The organism is Clostridium bowmanii (genome assembly GCF_018861315.1).
GTDB lineage: Bacteria > Bacillota > Clostridia > Clostridiales > Clostridiaceae > Clostridium_AD > Clostridium_AD bowmanii.
Window position 1 is genome coordinate 70,601 of sequence record NZ_JAHLDL010000007.1, and the last position, 21,219, is coordinate 91,819.

The window sequence follows — 21,219 nt, forward strand, 5'->3', positions numbered from 1 at the left end:
TCAATAAAAATAGTTTATATTTTTTTGGAACATTACTGAAAGTTAATCATATAATAATATTGGAATACTTTGGGGGGGAATAACTTATGAGAAGACATTGTAGGCATTTAGGAAATCAGCTTGGAGTAATTATTGCCTGTGTAGGCATTGGAATTTTATCAGTGGTTATACTTCCATTTTGGTGGTGGCTAATTGCTGCGGGAGGAGGAATTGTTTATTGTGGCTTTTATATAATGAATCACAACAATCATTGTTAGTGATATGAATATAGATATAGGCTCTATAGTTAATGACTAGGAGGGAAGAAAAATGAGAATTGTGGCTATCAAATTACCGAGATTTATATCACGAATAATTAAATTTTTCTTTAGAAAATAACATAAAAAATAAAAAAATGCAGCTATCGAAGCTGCATTTTTTATTCCATAATTATATAGCACGTTGTACTTTACCTGAACGAAGACATCTAGTACATACATGTATAGATTTAGGCGTTCCGCTAACTATAGCTTTAACTTTTTGGATATTTGGAGCCCATTTTCTTTTTGACTGACGGTGTGAGTGACTATATTGAACACCAGAAATAACACCTTTATCACATATTTCGCATTTTCTTGACAATGAAAACACCTCCTTAAGACTACGAAGAACAAAATCTTCTCAATTGAAACACGCATTATTGTAACATAGAAACTACTACTCTTGCAAGTGCATTGCAAAATATTCCTGTCTAAATTAATTATATAATAAATTTTCTTGAATAAATCAGTGTTATAATATAAAATAATCTATATAGGGTTTATAAGGAGGAATTACAATGAAAGGTAACATTACGAACGAGAATGGTATTATATATTATTCAGAAGAATCGTTAGCTAACATAGTTGGCATTTCTACAATGGAGTGTTATGGAGTTGTGGGCATGGCACTTAAAGATGCTAAAGACGGATTTTGGCAATTAATTAAGAGTGATGGTTTAAATAAAGGGGTAAAAATTCATTCAAAAGAAAACCAGTTATTTATTGAATTGTATATAATTGTGGAATATGGCACAAAAATTTCTGTAATTGCAAATAATATAATTCAAAAGATAAGATATAATGTTGAAAATTATACAGGACTAAAAGTGGCAGCAATAACAGTAAATGTACAAGGTGTGAGGGTTTAAGGGGGTATAGACATTGGAATACTTTAAAATTAATGGGCAGAATTTTCGTAATATGGTAATAAATGCATCTAATAGGTTAGAGGAGAAGAAAGAATACGTAAACTCACTAAATGTGTTTCCAGTTCCAGATGGAGATACAGGCACTAATATGTCAATGACATTTAAAGCGGCAGTGCAAGAAATTGAAAACATGACAACTAAGTCTATTAGTGAGATAGCGCAAAAAATAGCTAGAGGCGCGCTGATGGGTGCTAGAGGTAATTCAGGAGTTATACTATCACAGATATTTAGGGGCATTGGGAAAGGCCTAGAAGGCCACGACGAAGTTACTTCTGAAGAATTTGCTAAAAGTATTTTAGAAGGTGCCACTTTTGCATATAAGGCTGTTATGAGGCCTACTGAGGGAACTATTTTAACCATTATTAAAGCTGCAGGTGAAAGTGCAGTTAATAGTAGTGCAACAAATTTAGTTACTCTTATGGAGGAAGTTTGTAATCAAAGTGAAATTATGTTAGATAAAACTCCAGATATGCTTCCAGCATTAAAAGAAGCAAAGGTAGTTGATGCAGGTGGCATGGGGCTTCTGATATTGTTTAAAGGGATGTATGAAGCTCTCAAGAATAATATGGAATCTACAATTAGCAAATTAGAAAAGCAAAGCACTAAATCAGAAACAATATCACCGGAAGCATTAAATAAGCCGGTAAACATAAAGTTTGGATATTGTACTGAATTATTAGTTATTGTTAAAAGTGTTGATACTAATGAGTTAAAGAACTATTTAGAAAAAATTGGAGATTCAATGGTTGTGGTTTCGCAAGATGAATTTCTTAAAATTCATATACACACAAATGATCCAGGACTGGTGCTTTCAAAAGCTGTGACATTAGGTGAACTATCTAAGGTTAAAATTGAAAATATGAGAGAACAACATAGAAGTTTACTTGGTATTGATGATGAAATAGCTCAAGAACTTACAAAAGAAAATAATATTGAAAATAAAAAATATGGATTTGTTTCTGTTGCACTTGGTGAGGGTATTAAGAATATTTTTAAGGATTTAGGTGTTGATGTTGTAATAGAGGGCGGCCAAACTATGAATCCAAGTACACAAGATATATTGGATAGTATTAATAAAATTAATGCAGATAATATATTTGTACTTCCTAACAATAAGAATATACTTATGGCAGCGCTTCAAGCGGTAGAACTATCAGATAAAAATGTAATAGTTATACCTTCTAAGACTATCCCTCAAGGAATAACTGCTGTAACAATGTTTAATGTAGAAGCTAGTGTAGAAGAAAATGAGACTACGTTAAAAGAAGCAATTAAAAATGTTGCAACAGCTTCCGTAACATATGCGGTTAAAGATACCGAATTTGATGGTGCTGTAATAAAACAAGGGAATATTTTAGGTTTAGTTGAGAATAAAATTAAAGAAGTTGGAACAGATATTTATAAAGTTTGTGGAGATATTATAGATAGTATGATTACAGAAGGTAGTGAACTTGTTACAATTTTCTATGGTGAAGATTGTGTAATAAGCGAAGTAGAAGAGTTCATTTCTGCTTTAGAACTTAAGTATCCAGATATAGACATTCAACATTATAATGGAAAGCAACCATTATATTATTTTATTGCCTCAGTTGAATAAAAGCCCTAGGGCTTTTTTTCTTATGGCCTGTTATTTATTTGTTGGGGCTATAAGTCCTAAAATGAAACGTATATTGTTAAAATCTTAGATTTGGAGTGGTATTAGTGGATATTTATAGTGATATAAAATATATAGTGGGTGTTGGACCTAAAATGGCTGAAGCCCTGAATAAGTGTGGAATTTATAACGTATTAGATCTATTGCTATATTTTCCACGAGATTATGAACAGGTATCTGCTGGAAAAAGCATTCTAGAGTGCGTGGAAAGTGAAAAAGTCATTGTAGAATGTAATGTTTTAAATATATTAAAGGACCTTAGGTTAAAAAATAATAAAACACTTTCTACCATTGTCTTTACCCAGGGTGAAAATAAATTTAAAGGTAAATGGTTTAATCAAACCTATGCAAAAAATAGCTTTAAAATTTCAAATAATTATATAATCACAGGGAAAGTTAATAAATTCAATGGCGAAATTACAATGATGAATCCTAAAATAGTAAAAAATACCTCAATGGATACAACGAATTCAATTGACACAAATAATTCAGTGGATACAAATAAAATTATCGCAACCTATCCACTTAAAAACAATGTTACAAACAATTTTTTTAATAAGATTATATCCGATGTGCTTTGTAATATTGAAATAACGGAGATTTTACCTAAATGGATCTTAGAAAAATACGGATTTTGTTCTTTAGATGATGCAACTAGGAATATACATAGCCCTAAAAGTTTAGAACTACTTAACCAGTCGAAGAGAAGGCTTAAATTTCAGGAGTTATTTACATATTCATTGAAAATATTAATGCTAAAAGAGTTTATAAAATCTCATAATGAGGGTATCCAATTTAAAATAGCTCCAGAACTTACAACATTAAAGGGGAAACTTCCCTATGAGCTTACAAAGGCACAAAGTAAAGTTGTAAGGGAAATTCTCATAGACCAAAAGAAAGATAAAGGTATGAATAGGTTACTACAAGGGGATGTTGGAAGCGGCAAAACTATAGTTGCTATAATTACTATGTTTAATGTGGTTAAAAATGGTTATCAAGCAGCGATGATGGCTCCAACTGAAATACTAGCAAAACAACATTATGAAGAAATTCAAAAGGTGTTAAAAGATTTTCCACTTACAATACAACTATTGTGTGGAAGTACATCACCAAAAGACAAAGAACTAATTAAAAGGCAACTAAAAGAAGGAACTATTGATATTATTATTGGGACCCATGCACTTATAGAAGATAATGTAGAATTTAAAAACATAGGTATGATTGTTACTGATGAGCAGCATCGTTTTGGAGTGTCGCAAAGGAATAGGTTTTCTAATAAAGGTAAAAATGTAGACATTCTTGTAATGACAGCAACACCTATTCCAAGAACTCTATCACTTTACTTATATGGGGATCTAGATGTATCTATTATAGATGAATTGCCACCGGGAAGGCAGACCATAGACACAAGCTATGAAAGTATGGACTCAAGTAAAAAAGTCTATGAATTCGCTTTAAATGAAATTAAAAAGGGGAGGCAAGTTTACATAGTCTGCCCACTTGTGGAAGAAAATGAAGAAATGAATTTAACTTCAGTGCAGGAGCTTTATGAAAAATTGAAAGAGGGGTATTTTAGCTCCATAGAAATAGGAATGGTATATGGCAAAGTGCCTAGTAAACAAAAGAATGAGATCATGGACAGATTTAAAGCAGGAGAAATTAAAGTACTAATTGCAACAACAGTAATTGAAGTTGGTGTAAACGTACCTAATGCTACAGTTATGATAATTGAAAACTCGGAAAGATTTGGGCTTGCACAACTTCATCAACTTAGAGGAAGGGTCGGAAGAGGAGTTCATAAGTCTTATTGTATTCTACTTGCTAATATAAAAAATAAGATAGTGAAAAAAAGATTAGAAGTACTGATAAAAAGTAATGATGGATTTTTTATTGCTGAAGAAGATTTGAAAAATAGAGGTGCGGGAGAGTTGTTTGGATTTAAGCAATCTGGGGAATCAGGTCTTCTTTTAGCGGATGTAATCGAAGATTTTAACATCTTAAAACTTGCGAATAGTGAAGCAAAGCAGTTATTACAAAGTGATAATATTGAGGATATAAAGGTGAAAAATGAAATATTAGAAAAAATCGATCAAAGTTCTAATTACATTTGTTTTAATTAGGAAAAAATATCTTTGTATATATTGTATTTATATGATAAAATATTATCGAAACTGGCTAGATGGAGGAATAAACATATGAGAATTATTGCGGGAAGTGCACGTGGAAGAAAGTTGTTGTCCCCTGTTGGGATGGGAACGCGGCCTACATTAGATAGAATAAAAGAATCAATATTTAATATAATACAAGACAGAACAAGAAATGCGGTAGTGGTAGATATGTTTTCAGGTACCGGTAGCTTAGGGCTTGAGGCTGCAAGTAGGGGAGCCTCAGCATGCTATTTAATTGATATGGGTGATACCACATTTGAGATGTTAGAAAAGAATGTGGAAAATTTAAAGTTTACTGAGAAATGTAAGTGCTTTAAAGGTGACACATATAAGTTTATGCAGCAATTTGCAGATGAAAAAATTGTGTTTGATTTGATTTTTATAGATCCACCATATGCTAAAGATATGATTCCACCTGCTATTGAAATTATTGCAGCAAATAGACTTTTAAGAGAAGACGGAATGATTGTTTGTAAAATAGATACTTCAGAAGAAATCTACGAAGGAAATTCTATTATTCAGCTTTCTAATTCGAGAAAATATGGAAACACAACTGTGTTGTTTTACGAATATAAGGGGGCTAATAATTAAAAATTATTACCTAGCCTAGAGAAAGACATGGAGGAATATCATGGAAAGAGCAATCTGCCCTGGAAGTTTTGATCCAATAACCAATGGACATTTAGACATTATTGAGAGGGCTTCTAAAGTTTATGATGAATTAATTGTAGGGGTACTTGTAAATCCTGAAAAAAATGGTCTCTTTTCTGTAGATGAGAGGGTAGAACAAATAAAAAAGGTAGTTAGAAATTTACCTAATGTAAAGGTTAAGAAGTTTAGTGGACTACTTGTTGACTTAATGAATGAAGAAGATGCGGGGGTCATTGTAAAGGGACTGAGAGCTGTTTCAGATTTTGAATATGAGTTCCAAATGGCTGCAATGAATAAGAAATTGGATCCAAGTAAGGAAACAATGTTTATGATGACAAAGGCAGAGTATTGCTATCTTAGTTCTTCATCAGTTAAACAGGTTGCAATGTTTGGAGGATGCATTAAGGGGTTAGTGCCAGAAGAAATTATTCCAGATATTATAAGGAAAATTAATTCTAAATAGAGGGGGGAAATATGGATATTATAAAGCTTTTAGAATATCTTCAAGAGATTATTGAAAGTTCGTCTAAAATACCCGTTACAGGTAAGTCAGTTATAAATAAAAGAGAAATATTGGATATAATTGATCAAATTATAAATCATTTGCCAGATGAGTTTAAAAAGGCTCAGTGGACCTGCGATGAAAAAGAACGAATTCTTTCTGATGCAAAAAAACAAGCTAAGATTTTTGAAGAAGAGACTATTGACAAAATAAGAAGAAGAGTTGAAAAGCAAGATCTAGTTAAAGAAGCACAAACAAGAGCTGAAGAAATTATAGCCTCAGCTCAGAGAGATTCTAAAATTATGAGGCTAGGGGCTAAAGACTATGCTGATGAAATATTATCTCAATTAGATAAAGAGATTGAATTAAAAGGTCAGCAGATGCTTCATAAGATTAAAAGTGATGTTCAAACATTCTTAATATCTCTACAAGAAGAAGTTAGTGATACTACAACTTCAATAAGAGAAAATGTCAAAGAATTAAGAAGTATGAAATAGCTTAATTATTTTTGTAAGAAATATTGGAATAAATAAAATTATTAATATTAAAAGGTATAAATTATTGCTGCTATAGGAACTCATGTTATTAAAGGTGAAAACAGATGAGGTCTGCTCAAAAACATAATATATAATTAACGTTAAAAGTGAGGAAATTAAGCCTTGAATAAATTTTCGAGTAATATACTTTTTTATAGAAACGGTATATTTATAGGTATAGCTGTAAACTTGAGAAATTATAGATAAACCGCTAAAAGCTATTAAAAAGCTTAAAATGGGAAGTTTTACATATAAATTTGAATTGCTAGAAGCTATTAAATAGCATCCATTAGTTACCTCTAGCATTCCAAGTAATAAACCTTCAATAAAAGTTGCAGAAGGACCAATAATTAAAGAAAGATTATTAAGGGCAATGTGAAATATCACATTGTCTTTAATTATTCCTGTTATTACAGAAAAGATTACTACAAAACCACCTATATTTAAGGAGTTTTTTATAGCATCTTCAATGCTGTTTTTTAATATTATACCAATATTGGTGGTGGATGTTGTTTTTGAAGGAGTTGCATTTTTATTTTTAAAATAAGAGTTTTTAGCGGGAATAATAAATCCCATAAATAAGCAAGATAGAATATTAGACAGCAATAATATATAACCAACTTTAGCATTGGACATCATAGATGCACCTACTGCCCCTATAATAAACAAAGGACTTGAGTTAGAAGCTATATTTAACAATCTTTCACAGGTATTTAAGTCAATTATGTTTTTTTCATACAATTCGCAAGTATATTTTGCACCCAAAGGATAACCACATAACAAACTGACTAACAATGCAAAGTTGCATTCCTTTGGTAATTTTAAGGGTCTACAAATTAAATTGCCTAATAATTTAGAATAAATATTGATACCGTCATAGCTTATTATTATGTTTATTACAACTAAAAATGGAAATAGAGAAGGGAAAACAGAATTAAAAAACAATTTAGCGCCAGACAAGGTATATTGGATACAAATATTTGGTGCTAATATTATTTGAAAAATAACTAGGGAACAGAGTATGGTTATACCGTGATTTATATTAAAAGATTTAAATAACTTAAATAATAAGAAGATTATGAAAAGTAATAATATAACTAATAGTAGCTTCAATTTTAAACTCCTTTTAAAGTAGTACTGTATTAAATATATTTAAATATATTTAAACTTATGTATTGGAGTGGTTAATTTTAAATAAAATAAAAGCTATTACTAGCTTTTACTTTCACTTTATAATTATAGGGGATATCAAATAATCGCTATTTGGGCTTATACTGCTATTTAATATGCTATAAGCTCTTGTAGACTGAATATCTAACTGCAAGGTGTCATTGGACTCTTTAGGAAGTTTAGTAATGAGCGGTATGCTACTGTTTGACTTTATTGATTTTAGAATTGACTTTCCATTGGAGTTAAATCCCAAAACACGCGCATATGGACAAGGAATTGCTCTTAAAGTCTTACTATCAAAGCTATCAAATCCTATAAAATATTGACATAATATTCTACTAATGCGGGTAAAAGTATATCTTTTACTTTTAATAGCTTCCACTGCAGCGCAGTAGCTTATGTTATTTTGCAATGATTTAATAATTCTATTATCAAGACCCTCTGTTACATCTGGTAAATTAACTAATGAGTTTATTGATGTAGCAGATTTATGTTTTATGTATGGAAACATTGAATCTTCAAAGGGAAATTCATAATTTTTCCTGTATAAGTTTAAGAGTTCAGTTAGTACTGAACTTGGAACGTGGCCATCTAGCTTTGCTATGGAACCATTTTCTTTGATGAATTTTCTTATAGATGTAGCACTTGAATATTTATTGTGTAATATATCACTGTTATACATTGCACCTTCTCTTTTTAATGTGTACGGTTTAATAGTGCTATTCAACTTAATTAAACTTTTACAATACTCAATGCCTAATATATTATTAGAGGATTTTAAAAAATCATCTAATAATAAGTTTGATATGTTATTGTTTGAATTTATTAGATAATCATAAAGTGCCTTGGCTCTGGCAAGTGGGTAAACAATACCTTCCGATAAATAGGATTTTAACAGTGATTTAAATTCAATAGGTTCATTAACAAGTATTTTGGAAATAGTATATATGTCATTACTATCACCATGTTCGCTACCAAAACAAATGTTATTTACTATTCCGAGGCTGTTTAGAAGACTAACAGCGCCGAAGGAAAAGAATTCTGCAGAGGATACACTGTAAATAGAGGGTAACTCTATTACTAAATCTACTCCACTGTTTAAAGCCATTTTAGTTTTTGTCCATTTGTCTATAATGGATGGGATTCCACGTTGAGAGAAATTCCCGCTCATAACGCAAATTAAGGCATCACTATTTGTGAGCTGCTTGGTTTTATTAATATGATATAAGTGACCGTTATGTAATGGATTATATTCCACGATTATACCTGAAATATTCAATAAATCACCTCCTGATAGCTTATATAAAAATAATTTTTTAATAAAAATTGATTAAAGTATTGATTATATAGATATATTATATAATATAAAGTAAATAAAAGTATATATATTTGTAAGTTATAAGGAAAAGAATGAATATTGTGAATAAATAATGTATAATGTTTATTGCGGATTTTGTTGTTTTAGGTTGAAATGTATAGGGATAATGGAGTATATTATTAGTGTGTATTATTAATATGCATAAGTTGATAATAACTGAAAGGGGAAATAAATATGAAATTTATAGAGAAAATATGTAAGATGGCACAAGCAGATAAAAAAACAATAGTACTTCCAGAAGGCGAAGAGGAAAGAACTATAAAAGCTAGTGAAATCATCAAAAATGATTCAATAGCTGAGGTAATATTACTCGGGGATAAAACTGTAATAAATTCAAAAGCAAAGGAACTGGGGGTTAGTCTTTCTGGAATAGAAATTGTAGATCCTAAAACTTCTGAAAAAACTGATGTTTATGCAAAAGCATTTTATGAACTAAGAAAGCATAAGGGAATGACACTAGAAAAAGCAGCAGAGACATTGCAAGATCCACTTTATTTTGGAACAATGATGGTTAAAATGGAAGGCGCTGACGGATTAGTATCAGGAGCAGTACATACTACAGGAGATTTATTAAGACCTGGAATGCAAATTATTAAAACTGCACCAGGAATTAAGGTTGTTTCAAGTTTCTTTATAATGGAATTACCTACTAGTGAATATGGAGAAGACGGACTACTTTTATTTGCAGATTGTGCGGTTAATCCAAACCCTAATGCAGAAGAATTGGCATCTATAGCTATTAGCACTGCTGAAAATGCAAAAGCACTATGTAAATTTGAACCTAAGGTTGCAATGTTATCTTTCTCAACTATGGGAAGTGCAAAACATGAATCAGTTGATAAAGTATCAAAAGCTACTGAAATTGCAAAAAATGCTAGACCAGATTTACAAATTGATGGAGAACTTCAGCTAGATGCAGCTATAGTAGCATCCGTAGCAAAACAAAAGGCACCTAGCAGTAATGTAGCTGGAAAGGCAAATGTTTTAGTGTTCCCAGATTTACAATCAGGAAATATTGGATATAAATTAGTTCAAAGATTTGCAGGCGCCGCGGCTATTGGACCAGTATGTCAAGGATTTGCTAAACCAATAAATGATTTATCAAGAGGTTGTAGCGTACAGGACATAGTTAATGTTGTTGCTGTAACTGCAGTTCAAGCTCAAATACAAAAATAGTATTATATATTATAAGTATTAAAACACGAAGGTATAGGGAGGCTTATTTAATGAAAATATTGGTTATAAACTGTGGAAGTTCATCATTAAAGTATCAATTAATCAACATGGAAAATGAAGGGTGTTTAGCACTTGGCCTGGTAGAAAGAATAGGAATAGAAGGATCAAAATTAACTCAAAAGGTCAATGGAAATAAATATATTATTGAAGAGCCTATGAAAGATCACACAGATGCTATTAAATTAGTGCTTGGGGCTCTTATAGACTCCAAACATGGTGTTATTAGTGATTTATCAGAAATAGGTGCTGTAGGGCATAGGATCGTTCATGGCGGAGAAAAATATGCTGGTTCAGTTATAGTTAATGATAAAGTAATGAAGAACTTAGAAGAATGTTCAAAACTTGCACCATTACACAACCCTGCTAATATTATTGGAATTAATGCTTGCAAAGCATTGATGCCGACTATACCTATGGTAGCTGTATTTGATACTGCATTTCATCAAACAATGCCAGAAGTTGCATATATATACCCACTTCCATATGAACTTTATACTAACAATGGAGTTAGAAAATATGGATTCCATGGTACATCTCATAAATATGTATCAGATAAAGCTGCGAAAATGATGGGTAAAGATATAAAAGATTTAAAATTAATAACTTGTCATTTAGGAAATGGAGCAAGTGTTACTGCAGTGCAAAATGGTAAATCAGTAGAAACAAGTATGGGATTTACTCCACTTGAAGGAATAGCTATGGGAACTAGATGCGGAAGTATAGATCCAGCTATATTAACATATGTGATGAAAGAATTAAATTTAACAGTTGATGAAGCAAGTGATTTAATGAACAAGAAATCAGGGGTACTTGGAATATCTGGAATTAGTAGTGACTTTAGAGATATAGAAAAAGCTGCATGGGAAGATGGAAATCATAGAGCTCAGCTAGCACTTGATATATTTACTTATAAGGTTAAAAAATTCATAGGATCTTATGCTGCAGTAATGGGTGGAGTAGATGCAATTGTATTCACTGCAGGACTAGGTGAAAATTCTCCAGAAACAAGAGAAGACATATGTAGTGGATTAGAATTTTTGGGAGCAGTCTTAGATAAATCAAAGAATAAAGTAAGAGGAAAAGAAGTAGAAATAAGCACAGATGACTCTAAAACTAAAATATTTGTTATACCAACAAATGAAGAATTAGTAATTGCAAGAGACACCCAAGGCCTAGTAAAATAAAATTATTGCTAATTTTTATGAGAAATAATTCTTGACTTTTTACCGTATTGTTTATATAATAGTCTGTGTTTGATGTAAGTAAAAAACAATTTAGTTAGGAGGGACGCAGAAGCTTTGCTCGAGCTGTGTAATTTTTTTATACAAGGTATAAGGATCTCCTTTATATGAGGAAAACTAGATGAAATTTGGTTTTTCAGAGTGAATAGTATGGTAATAGATGTTTCAGAATTATTTAGTAATAAAAAAATGAGAAAAAAAATTCAATTAGATTTAGAAAAAGATGAGTTTTTCTATGATAATGAATTTATACAATTTTCTAAACCAGTTAAGTTAGATTTAATTTTAAAACCCAGTGGTGATGAAGTAGATTTAATTGGAAGTATGGAGACGGAACTATTACTTACTTGTTCTAGGTGTCTTGAGGTATTTCCACATTCAATAAATATTCAATTGAATGAAAAAATGTCGAAAACTCTAAAGAGTGAAGATGAGGATATTATTTTTATTAATGATGATAGATTAGATTTAGATGAGATTATTGAAAATAATATCATCTCTATGTTGCCTATAAAAAGAATTTGTAATAAAGATTGTAAAGGATTATGCCAGCATTGTGGAATTAATCTAAATCAAAGTGCATGCAAATGTGCCATTGATGATGTTGATCCAAGGTTGGCAAAATTAAAAGAAGTGTTTTTAACCGATTAAGGAGGTGTTACAATGGGAAATCCAGCTAGAAAATTTTCTAAAGGTAGAAGAGATTCTCGAAGAGCGCAAACATTTAAACTTGGTTTACCAGGAATAGTTGAGTGCCCTCAGTGCCACGATATGAAACTTGCTCACAGAGTATGTAAAAACTGTGGTTATTACAAAAATAGAGAAGTTATTGTTATGGAACCAAAATAAAAAGAAAGTCGAAAGACTTTCTTTTTATTTTTTAATATAATGCGAATAAAATATAATTATATTCAATTCTTATAATAATAATACTAGGAATATTTGCTCCATATAGTATATAATATAAATAAATATAAAAAGTGTAGGCAAATTCAAAGTGAGGGTTTAAAATGGTAGTTGTTGTAGATGGAATGGGTGGAGATTTTTCTCCTAGTGCTGTGGTTGAAGGTTGCGTTGCGGCAATAAAAGAGTATTATATAGATATATTAATAACTGGTAATGAAGATTTGATTCGCCAAGAATTAAAGAAACATACATATGATTCTAATAAAATAAGAATTGTTGATGCTAGTGAAGTAATAGGTACAAGTGAACATCCAGTAATGGCTATTAAGCGTAAAAAAGATTCTAGTCTCGTAAAAGCACTAAATCTTGTTAAAAGTGGAGATGCGGATGCGATTATTTCAGCTGGAAGCACTGGAGCTTTTTTAGCTGGATGCACCCTTATTGTAGGGAGAATAAAAGGCATAGACAGACCAGCCTTGGCTCCTATATTGCCGGGTAAAAAAGGACCTTTTATGATAATTGACTGTGGAGCAAATGCAGAATGCAAGCCTCATTATTTAGTGCAATTTGGACTTATGGGGAAAACATATTTTGAAAACATTTTAAAAATAGATAATCCCACTGTTGGTCTTGTGAATATAGGAACCGAAGAGGAAAAGGGCAATGAACTTTCTAAAGCTGCTCATAAATTACTAAAGCAGGCAAACTTGAATTTTGTGGGAAATGTGGAAGCCAGAGAAATTCCAACTGGAGAAACAAATATTTTGGTATGTGATGGGTTTGTAGGAAATGTAATTTTAAAATTATATGAAGGCGCCGCTTTTAATATATTTGATATCTTAAAAACTGGAATAATGGGCTCCTTTAGAACTAAACTGGGGGGGATGCTATTAAAACCAGTGTTTAAAAAGTTTAAAAAAGATTTTGATTATAAAGAATATGGTGGAGCTGCTTTTTTAGGAGTAAATGGAATTTGTATAAAAGCTCATGGAAGTTCAGATGGTAAAGCTTTTAAAAATGCAATCAAACAGGCTACAATATTTTATGATAATAATGTTGTAGAGAAATTAAAATTAGAAATTGAAAAACTATCTCAGCAAGAAAAAGACACAAGTGACAATTCCCAATAGCTGTTATTTATCTTAGAGGAATGTAAGGAGGTGAAGATATTATGTTTGAAAAAATAAGAGCTACTATAGCATCACAATTAAGTATAGATGAAGACGAAATAAAAATGGAATCATCTTTTATGAATAATTTAGGCGCTGATTCTCTTGATATTGTAGAGTTAATCATGGCACTAGAAGAAGAGTACGAAATAGAAATTCCTGATGAAGATGTTGAAAAAATTGCCACGGTTGCTGACGTAGTAGAATATATTAAAGCACATACTGAAGCATAATATAAGGCTCCGCATTACTGCGGGCCTTTAGCTTTTTCAAGCTTATTTTTGAATTTATTACAAAAGTAGATTTAGATAATTGATCTAGCAACGTAAAGTAAACTGAATAATAAACTTGAAATTTTATTGAAAAGTAAATACATAGACAATAATAAATATAGTAAATGATAAAAAAATTTAAATAAACTTTCTAAAAGGAGTAATGATTATGATGTGCAATATAAGATTGCAGGACCTTGAGAAAGAACTGGGACTTAATTTTAGTAATAAAGAGCTATTAAAAACTGCAATAACCCACAGCTCCTATGCAAATCAGAAAAAAAAGGTTGAATTTAATGAGAGACTTGAGTTTTTGGGCGATTCTGTATTACAACTTGTAATATCGGAATACTTATACACTAATTTTACGCAGGAGTATGAAGGATTTTTAACTAAAATTAGATCTTTGATTGTGTGCGAAAATTCACTTTGTGATATTGCAACCGGTTGGAACTTGGGTATATATATGAATATGAGTAAAGGTGAAGAAATAACTGGAGGAAGAAATAGAGTTTCAATATTGGCTGATTGCGTTGAAGCGGTAATTGCTGCTATATATATGGATAAAGGAATAGAATATTCTAAGTTATTCATACTTGATAACTTTAAAGTAATCATTGAGAAAGCAATTAGTAATGAGATAATTTTGGATTATAAGACCAAGTTCCAGGAAATATTGCAGCAGAATGGTGAAGTTCATATTAGCTATGAACTTGTGAAATTTGATGGTCCACCGCATAAAAGAAAATTTTATGTGAATGTATTAATAGATGGTTCTATAAAAGGTTCAGGACAGGGTTACAGCAAAAAAGAAGCAGAACAAAATGCAGCCAAAGAAGCTATAGTTAATCAGGAGGGTGTGCATGAGTAATTTGCATTATATTATTCCTATATTTGTTCCACACGAAGGTTGCCCTCATGAATGTGTGTTTTGCAATCAAAATAGTATAACGGGCAGGAGCGAAAAAGTTGATGCAATGTATGTGGAGAGGACAGTAAATGAATATTTAGAGACAATAAATAATGATGAGGCTACTATTGAGGTGTCATTTTTTGGAGGAACTTTCACAGCTATAAATATAGAAAAACAGATAGAACTTTTAACGGTTGCTAAGAAGTTTAAAGATGATAATAAAATAAAGTTAATTAGATTATCTACAAGGCCGGATTATATCGATGATAGAGTACTTCTTAATCTTAAAAAGTACTCTGTAGATATTATAGAACTGGGAGTGCAATCGTTAGATGAGCAGGTGCTATTAAAATCTGGTAGAGGTCATACTGCAAGAGATGTGGAGAAAGCTTCAAAGCTTATAAAGCAATATGGGTTTACCTTAGGACTTCAAGTTATGATAGGCCTTCCAGGAGATGATATAAATAAAGATATAGAAACAGCTAAAGGGGTCATTGCTCTTAAGCCTGATAATTGTAGAATATATCCAGCACTTGTAATTAAAGATACACCTATGGAGAAGATGTACGTAAATAAAGTATTCAAACCTTACTCATTAAGTGAGGCAGTAAATATAAGCAAAATTATTTACAGTATGATGATAGTAAATAAAATAAAGGTTATTAGAATAGGGTTACAACCAACTGCTGAAATTTCAGAAGGAAATGATTTAATTGCAGGGCCATTTCATCCTGCATTTAGAGAGCTTGTTGAAGGAAGTATGTATAATGATTTATTATATGATGTTATCCTAAATAAATTTAAAAATGATATTATGGGTAAAAGAGTTGTAGTGAAAATAAATCCAAAAGACATTTCGAAACTTTATGCTAATGGCAAAAGCTTTTTTAATGACATAAAAAAACAAATAGCTACAATTTCAATAGAAGTATTTCAAGATATTTCTATTAAACGTGAAAGTATTAGTGTATGCATAGACAAAAAATGTATTATTATGACCATATATGAATATGTGTCAGCAAAATATAAAAAAGGAATTTAATTTACTATATAGAATATAGTGTCTATAGTATTTGTAATAACGAATGCAGTAGGGGGTAATAACAATGGACGTATTAAAAGTATCAGCCAATTCACAACCTAAATCCGTAGCAGGAGCATTAGCTGCAGCATTAAGAGGTAACTCAATTGCCGAATTACAAGCTGTAGGGGCAGGGGCCGTTAATCAAGCGGTAAAAGCTATTGCTATTACTAGGGGATTTGTTGCACCGAATGGCATTGACTTAGTAGTAATTCCAGCTTTTGTGGAAATTTCCATAGATGGAGAAAAAAGAACAGCTATTAAATTCATAGTTGAGCCAAGATAAAAAAAACCGTGCATGCACGGTTTTCTTAATTTGTTTATACTCCTAGAAGTAATTGATATTTTCATATGAATGCTATAAACTATATAATAGAGAAAATTATATAATAGAGAAAAATAGATAATTATATAAAATAAAATATGAGGTGAATTATGAATAAGAAAAAAAGAGCAAAATTTCAAATGGTATTAATTTATGGAATAATAGTAATTTTTACTTTAAGTTTTGTATTACCAATGTTATTTAACTAAAATAGGAGAGTGTTTCCATGTTCTTAAAATCTATTGAAATAAGAGGCTTTAAATCCTTTGCGGATAAAACAGAATTAACATTTAAAAAGGGTATTACAGCGGTGGTTGGACCTAATGGTAGTGGCAAAAGCAATATATCTGATGCTGTTAGATGGGTGCTTGGAGAACAAAGTGTAAAAAATCTAAGAGGAGATAAGATGGAGGATGTTATATTCGCAGGTACGCAGTTTAGGAAACCAGTTAGCTTGGCACAGGTATCTTTAACCTTGGATAATAGTGACTGTGAACTAGATATTGATTATTCTAATGTGGCTATATCCAGAAGATTATATAGGTCAGGAGAAAGTGAATATTTGATAAACAATACATCCTGTAGGTTAAAAGATGTTCAACAGCTTTTTATGGATACAGGTATAGGTAAAGAGGGATACTCTATTATAGGACAAGGTAAAATTGATGCTATTTTAAGTGGGAAAACTGAAGAAAGAAGAAAATTGTTTGAAGAGGCTGCAGGAATTGTAAAGTTTAAGAGTAGAAAAGAAGAAGCAGAAAAAAGATTAGATAGTACCCAGCTGAATCTCATTAGAATAGAAGATATTTTAAGCACTTATGAAGAACGATTGGAACCACTAATGAAAGAAAGTGAAAAGGCAAAGAAATTTTTAAAATATTTTGAAGAATTAAAGGGCAAAGAAGTTAGCCTCATTATTGATTCCATTAATAAAGTTGAAGAAAAAATTAAAACCACACATGAACAATGTAATAGATTAAATGTGGAAGTTGTAAATGTTACTGAGGAAAAAAAACAGTTGAAGAGTGATGTTGAATATTGGAACAGTGAATTTGAAAAATTTGAAAATAAAAATCAAGAAGAGAAACAATTATATTATAATAATAAGATAATTTACCAAAAGAGTGTTTCAGAAATAAATATTCTAAATGAAAGAATAGAAAATTTAGTTAAACTTATCGATAAAACATCAAATGAGAGTCATAACATTGAAGAAAAAATATTAGAATTTAAAAATAATCGTCATGGATTAGAGAATTCACTAAGCAATACAAAAAATACACAAACAGAAATAGAAGAAAAAATTAATGCTGAAGAAATAAAAATTGAAAAAATTCAAGAAAATATAGCAGTTGAAAGTGATGAAGCTAAAACTCTTAAGGGTGAAGAGCAGAAGAGCATCCAAGAATCTATTAAAATTACTAATAGATTATTAATTTTAAATAATAACATAGATGGTGCCAGTAAAAGAATAGACACCTTAAAAAATACTATTGAAAATTATTCTGATTTAATGAAAAACGACATAAACACAAAAATAGAATTTGAAAACAAAATGAGTGAGTTTAAAAATAAGATTTTTATTTGTGAAAGTGCCCTTAGAGAAAACAAACAGAAAATTAATAAACTTCAAAACTGTCTAATTAGCGATGAAACGACCATGAAAAATTGTAATTATAAAATTAATAAAACTGAAGCTAATTTAAATGTGCTTACTGCTCTGGAAAAAAAACATGAAGGCTATAATAGATCTGTAAAAAATTTAATGCAGCATATTAGTGAAGGTAAGGTAAGTAACATTAACGAGTGTTTTGTACTGGGAGAAATTATAAAAGTTGAAAAGACTTTAGAAGTAGCTATAGAAATTGCATTAGGTGGTACTATATCACACATAATAACTAAAAACGAAGCTGTAGCTAAAACACTAATTGTCTATTTGAAGGCGAGTAGCTTAGGAAGGGCAACATTTTTGCCGCTAAATATTATTAAGGGGAAAAGACTTTCAATTGACAATGAAACTAAAAATCATCCTGGATTTGTTGGAATTGCTAATGATCTAATAGGTTATGATGATAAGTTTAATGAAGTTATCTCGTTTATACTTGGTAGAACAATTATATGTAAAGATATGGATTCAGCTCTCCAAATTTCTAAAAGCAATAATTATAGATATAAAATTGTTACACTATCAGGAGAGGTGATAAACCTTGGTGGATCATTAACTGGTGGAAGTGTATATTCAAAGACTTCAAGTATAATTGGAAGAAAAAGAGAAATAAAAGAACTGGGTATAGATTTACATACTTTAAAAAATGAATCTCTTATTCACTTAGAAAAAATAAAACAAAGTAAAGCAGAAATTATGTGTTTAGGCAGTGAAAACACAAAATTAATTGATGATGCTCATTTTCAAAACATTGAGAAAACGAAGATGGAAGCTAAAATAAGTGCAATAGAGGACGAAACAAATAGACTGAAAAATAATGTCATTACTTTAAACAGTGAAAAATTATCAGAAGAGATAAAATTAGAATTAGACAATAAAGAAATAGAAGAAAAAAATACATCCGTGGCTAAATTAACACTAAATAAAGAGAAAATACTGGAAACTCTTACTAAAGTCCAGTTCAAATTAAAAGATAAATTACAAGAAATTGAGAATATAAAAGAATTAATTATTGCAGCGAAAATAAAAAAAGCTCAGGTTGATGAAATAATAAATAATAAGGGCTTCGAAATTCAAAGGCTAAATGAAGAGATGATAGTGCAAGGCGAAAAAATCATCATATTTTCTAAGGAAATAGAAGAAGCTATGAATAACAAAAGAATAAGCTCAGGCGAAATCTTAGTTCAGAGTGAAAAATCAAATGAAATAAAGATAACATTAGGAAAAATGGAAAAGTGTTTTGAAGATAATGAAATTCAAAGAATCAAAATTAAAGAGAAGATAAAGATCAGTGTAGAAGGACTAGATAATGTTTCATTGATAGTGGCAAAAAGTGAAAAAGATTTGTATAAATGTGAATTAGCCTTTGCAAAAATAGGAATGGAAAAGGAAACTTACTACCAGAAATTGAATGAGGATTTTGAATTGACATATGCGGAAGCACTGCAATTTAAAAATGAAATAGAAGATATTGATGAACTTAAAAAACAAATATTAACTTTAAAAGGTGCTATATCAATGCTTGGTAAAGTTAATGTAGGCGCTATTGAAGAGTATAAAGAGGTCAAAGAAAAATTTGCTTTTATGGATGAACAAAAGGAAGATTTAGTGTCAGCTAAAAATGAGTTAACAATTGTAATATCTGAAATGACTAAAAAAATGAAAGAAATATTTGCAGAAAACTTTGAAATATTAAGACAAAATTTCCATGAAACTTTTATAGAATTATTTAAAGGTGGAAGTGCGGATTTGATACTTACTGAAGGCGATGAACTTACATCTAAAATTGATATCAATGTACAACCACCAGGAAAAAAGCTCCAAAATATAAGCCTTATGTCTGGTGGAGAAAAAGTACTATCTGCAATCGCATTATTATTTGCTATTTTAAAGATGAAACCAACACCGTTTTGCATTTTAGATGAAATTGAGGCGGCCCTGGACGATGCAAATGTGTTTCGATATGCAGAATTTTTAAAAAAATTCTCTGATAATGTTCAGTTTATTGTAATAACTCATAGAAAAGGAACTATGGAAGCTAGTGATGTCCTATATGGCGTTACCATGGAGGAAAAAGGAGTATCGAAAATAGTGTCAGTAGATTTTAATAAGTAAAAAAAGGAGAATTATAAATGTTTGGAGGATTTTTTGATAAATTAAAAGGTGGATTAGAAAAAACTAGAAATAGCATAACAGAAAAAGTTAGTGAAGTATTAAATTTAGCTATTTCGATTGATGATGAACTATATGAGGAGTTAGAAGAAATATTAATTACAGCAGATATAGGCGTGGAGACCTCTATTGATGTCATTGGAAAACTCAAGTTAAAGGTAAGACAAAATAAGGTGAAAGACCCAACAGAGATTAGACCTTGTTTAAAAGAAGTTTTGATTGATATATTAGGTTCCCAGGAAAATTCAATAGAGCCTGATAATTTACCAAAGGTGATTTTAATAATTGGAGTTAATGGAGTTGGTAAAACTACTTCTATTGGTAAAATTGCAGCAACACTAAAATCAGAAAAATATAAAGTGCTAATTGCTGCAGCGGATACGTTTAGAGCAGGAGCAATTGAACAGCTTCAGGTATGGAGCACTAGGGCAGGTGTGGACCTTATAAAACATCAAGAGGGATCTGATCCTGCTGCAGTAGTTTTTGATGCTGTTCAAGCAGCAAAAGCAAGGAAAGCTGATGTTTTAATTTGTGATACGGCAGGTAGACTTCATAATAAAAAAAATCTTATGGACGAACTTGCAAAAATAAATAGGGTGATTAATCGGGAGTATAGTGAGGCTCATTTGGAGACCTTACTAGTACTTGATGCTACAACTGGTCAGAACGGTGTAGAGCAAGCTAAGCAATTTATGGCGATATGCCCTATAGATGGGATAATACTAACTAAATTAGACGGCACTGCTAAAGGTGGCGTTGTAATATCAATAAAAAAACAGCTAAATATACCAGTTAAATATATAGGTATTGGAGAAGGTATAGATGATTTACAAGAGTTTAATGCAAGAGATTTCGTAGAGGCATTATTTTAAAATATTTGTTTTGGATACTGGGTTATATAAAAATATTAGCCTGTTAAGCAAAATTACTTGACACTGTATTCAAAGTCTG

Annotated in this window: 21 protein-coding genes; 18 read left to right on the forward strand and 3 right to left on the reverse strand. The window is 30.7% G+C overall.

The window, feature by feature from the left end:
* Positions 1–86: 86 nt before the first annotated feature.
* Positions 87–257: a hypothetical protein gene (locus KPL51_RS06525; RefSeq protein WP_216158672.1), complete on the forward strand. Its 171-nt coding sequence runs from the start codon at positions 87–89 to the stop codon at positions 255–257.
* A 172-nt stretch (positions 258–429) separates the two neighbouring features.
* On the opposite strand, the gene rpmB is transcribed toward KPL51_RS06525, so the two are convergent.
* The gene (rpmB, locus tag KPL51_RS06530; protein WP_164955744.1) at positions 430–621 is read right to left on the reverse strand and encodes a 50S ribosomal protein L28; all 192 of its coding nucleotides are present in this window, start codon (positions 619–621) and stop codon (positions 430–432) included.
* A gap of 196 nt (positions 622–817) precedes the next feature.
* On the opposite strand from rpmB, the gene KPL51_RS06535 reads away from it, so the two are divergent.
* The 6 genes from KPL51_RS06535 (at position 818) to KPL51_RS06560 (ending at position 6,700) form a co-directional block, all read left to right on the forward strand.
* The gene (locus KPL51_RS06535; RefSeq protein WP_164955743.1) at positions 818–1,168 is read left to right on the forward strand and encodes an Asp23/Gls24 family envelope stress response protein; all 351 of its coding nucleotides are present in this window, start codon (positions 818–820) and stop codon (positions 1,166–1,168) included.
* Between the two features lie 13 nt (positions 1,169–1,181).
* Positions 1,182–2,825, forward strand: coding sequence for a fatty acid kinase ATP-binding subunit FakA (locus KPL51_RS06540; protein ID WP_216158674.1), 1,644 nt, complete (start codon positions 1,182–1,184; stop codon positions 2,823–2,825).
* A 104-nt stretch (positions 2,826–2,929) separates the two neighbouring features.
* On the forward strand, positions 2,930–5,002 hold the full coding sequence (recG, locus tag KPL51_RS06545; protein ID WP_216158676.1) for an ATP-dependent DNA helicase RecG: 2,073 nt from the start codon (positions 2,930–2,932) through the stop codon (positions 5,000–5,002).
* Between the two features lie 75 nt (positions 5,003–5,077).
* Positions 5,078–5,641: a 16S rRNA (guanine(966)-N(2))-methyltransferase RsmD gene (gene rsmD / locus KPL51_RS06550; protein ID WP_216158678.1), complete on the forward strand. Its 564-nt coding sequence runs from the start codon at positions 5,078–5,080 to the stop codon at positions 5,639–5,641.
* A 40-nt stretch (positions 5,642–5,681) separates the two neighbouring features.
* Positions 5,682–6,164: a pantetheine-phosphate adenylyltransferase gene (coaD, locus tag KPL51_RS06555; protein WP_216158680.1), complete on the forward strand. Its 483-nt coding sequence runs from the start codon at positions 5,682–5,684 to the stop codon at positions 6,162–6,164.
* A gap of 11 nt (positions 6,165–6,175) precedes the next feature.
* Positions 6,176–6,700 carry an ATPase gene (locus tag KPL51_RS06560; protein ID WP_216158682.1) on the forward strand — a complete coding sequence of 175 codons (525 nt, stop codon included), beginning with the start codon at positions 6,176–6,178 and terminating at the stop codon, positions 6,698–6,700.
* Here KPL51_RS06560 and spoVV read toward each other — a convergent pair.
* The gene (gene spoVV, locus KPL51_RS06565) at positions 6,683–7,852 is read right to left on the reverse strand and encodes a dipicolinic acid transporter SpoVV (protein WP_216158684.1); all 1,170 of its coding nucleotides are present in this window, start codon (positions 7,850–7,852) and stop codon (positions 6,683–6,685) included. The two genes, KPL51_RS06560 and spoVV, sit on opposite strands and share 18 nt — an antisense overlap.
* A 112-nt stretch (positions 7,853–7,964) precedes the next feature.
* Positions 7,965–9,188 (reverse strand): nucleotidyltransferase, encoded by a 1,224-nt coding sequence (locus KPL51_RS06570; protein ID WP_216158686.1) that lies wholly within the window; start codon positions 9,186–9,188, stop codon positions 7,965–7,967.
* A 273-nt stretch (positions 9,189–9,461) separates the two neighbouring features.
* Here KPL51_RS06570 and pta point away from each other — a divergent pair, with 273 nt between their 5' ends.
* The 11 genes from pta to ftsY all read left to right on the forward strand — a co-directional run bounded on the left by pta (position 9,462) and on the right by ftsY (position 21,140).
* On the forward strand, positions 9,462–10,463 hold the full coding sequence (gene pta, locus KPL51_RS06575) for a phosphate acetyltransferase (RefSeq protein WP_216158688.1): 1,002 nt from the start codon (positions 9,462–9,464) through the stop codon (positions 10,461–10,463).
* A 50-nt stretch (positions 10,464–10,513) separates the two neighbouring features.
* Positions 10,514–11,707, forward strand: coding sequence for an acetate/propionate family kinase (locus tag KPL51_RS06580; RefSeq protein ID WP_216158690.1), 1,194 nt, complete (start codon positions 10,514–10,516; stop codon positions 11,705–11,707).
* A 207-nt stretch (positions 11,708–11,914) separates the two neighbouring features.
* On the forward strand, positions 11,915–12,415 hold the full coding sequence (locus tag KPL51_RS06585; protein ID WP_216158692.1) for a YceD family protein: 501 nt from the start codon (positions 11,915–11,917) through the stop codon (positions 12,413–12,415).
* A gap of 12 nt (positions 12,416–12,427) precedes the next feature.
* Positions 12,428–12,613: a 50S ribosomal protein L32 gene (gene rpmF, locus KPL51_RS06590; protein ID WP_164955732.1), complete on the forward strand. Its 186-nt coding sequence runs from the start codon at positions 12,428–12,430 to the stop codon at positions 12,611–12,613.
* 161 nt (positions 12,614–12,774) lie between these two features.
* Complete coding sequence (gene plsX, locus KPL51_RS06595) at positions 12,775–13,800, forward strand: phosphate acyltransferase PlsX (RefSeq protein WP_216158693.1); 1,026 nt, start codon at positions 12,775–12,777, stop codon at positions 13,798–13,800.
* Positions 13,801–13,838: 38 nt separating this feature from the next.
* Complete coding sequence (gene acpP / locus KPL51_RS06600) at positions 13,839–14,072, forward strand: acyl carrier protein (RefSeq protein ID WP_224853676.1); 234 nt, start codon at positions 13,839–13,841, stop codon at positions 14,070–14,072.
* A 211-nt stretch (positions 14,073–14,283) separates the two neighbouring features.
* Positions 14,284–14,982, forward strand: a complete 699-nt coding sequence (gene rnc, locus KPL51_RS06605) for a ribonuclease III (RefSeq protein WP_216158851.1) — start codon at positions 14,284–14,286, stop codon at positions 14,980–14,982.
* A complete protein-coding gene (locus tag KPL51_RS06610; RefSeq protein ID WP_216158698.1) occupies positions 14,975–16,066 on the forward strand; it encodes an elongator complex protein 3 in 1,092 nt (363 codons plus the stop codon). The genes rnc and KPL51_RS06610 overlap by 8 nt, the downstream gene beginning before the upstream one ends.
* A gap of 64 nt (positions 16,067–16,130) precedes the next feature.
* A complete protein-coding gene (locus KPL51_RS06615) occupies positions 16,131–16,391 on the forward strand; it encodes a stage V sporulation protein S (protein ID WP_216158700.1) in 261 nt (86 codons plus the stop codon).
* Between the two features lie 265 nt (positions 16,392–16,656).
* On the forward strand, positions 16,657–20,211 hold the full coding sequence (gene smc, locus KPL51_RS06620) for a chromosome segregation protein SMC (protein WP_216158702.1): 3,555 nt from the start codon (positions 16,657–16,659) through the stop codon (positions 20,209–20,211).
* 17 nt (positions 20,212–20,228) lie between these two features.
* Positions 20,229–21,140, forward strand: coding sequence for a signal recognition particle-docking protein FtsY (gene ftsY / locus KPL51_RS06625; protein ID WP_216158704.1), 912 nt, complete (start codon positions 20,229–20,231; stop codon positions 21,138–21,140).
* Positions 21,141–21,219: the final 79 nt, after the last annotated feature.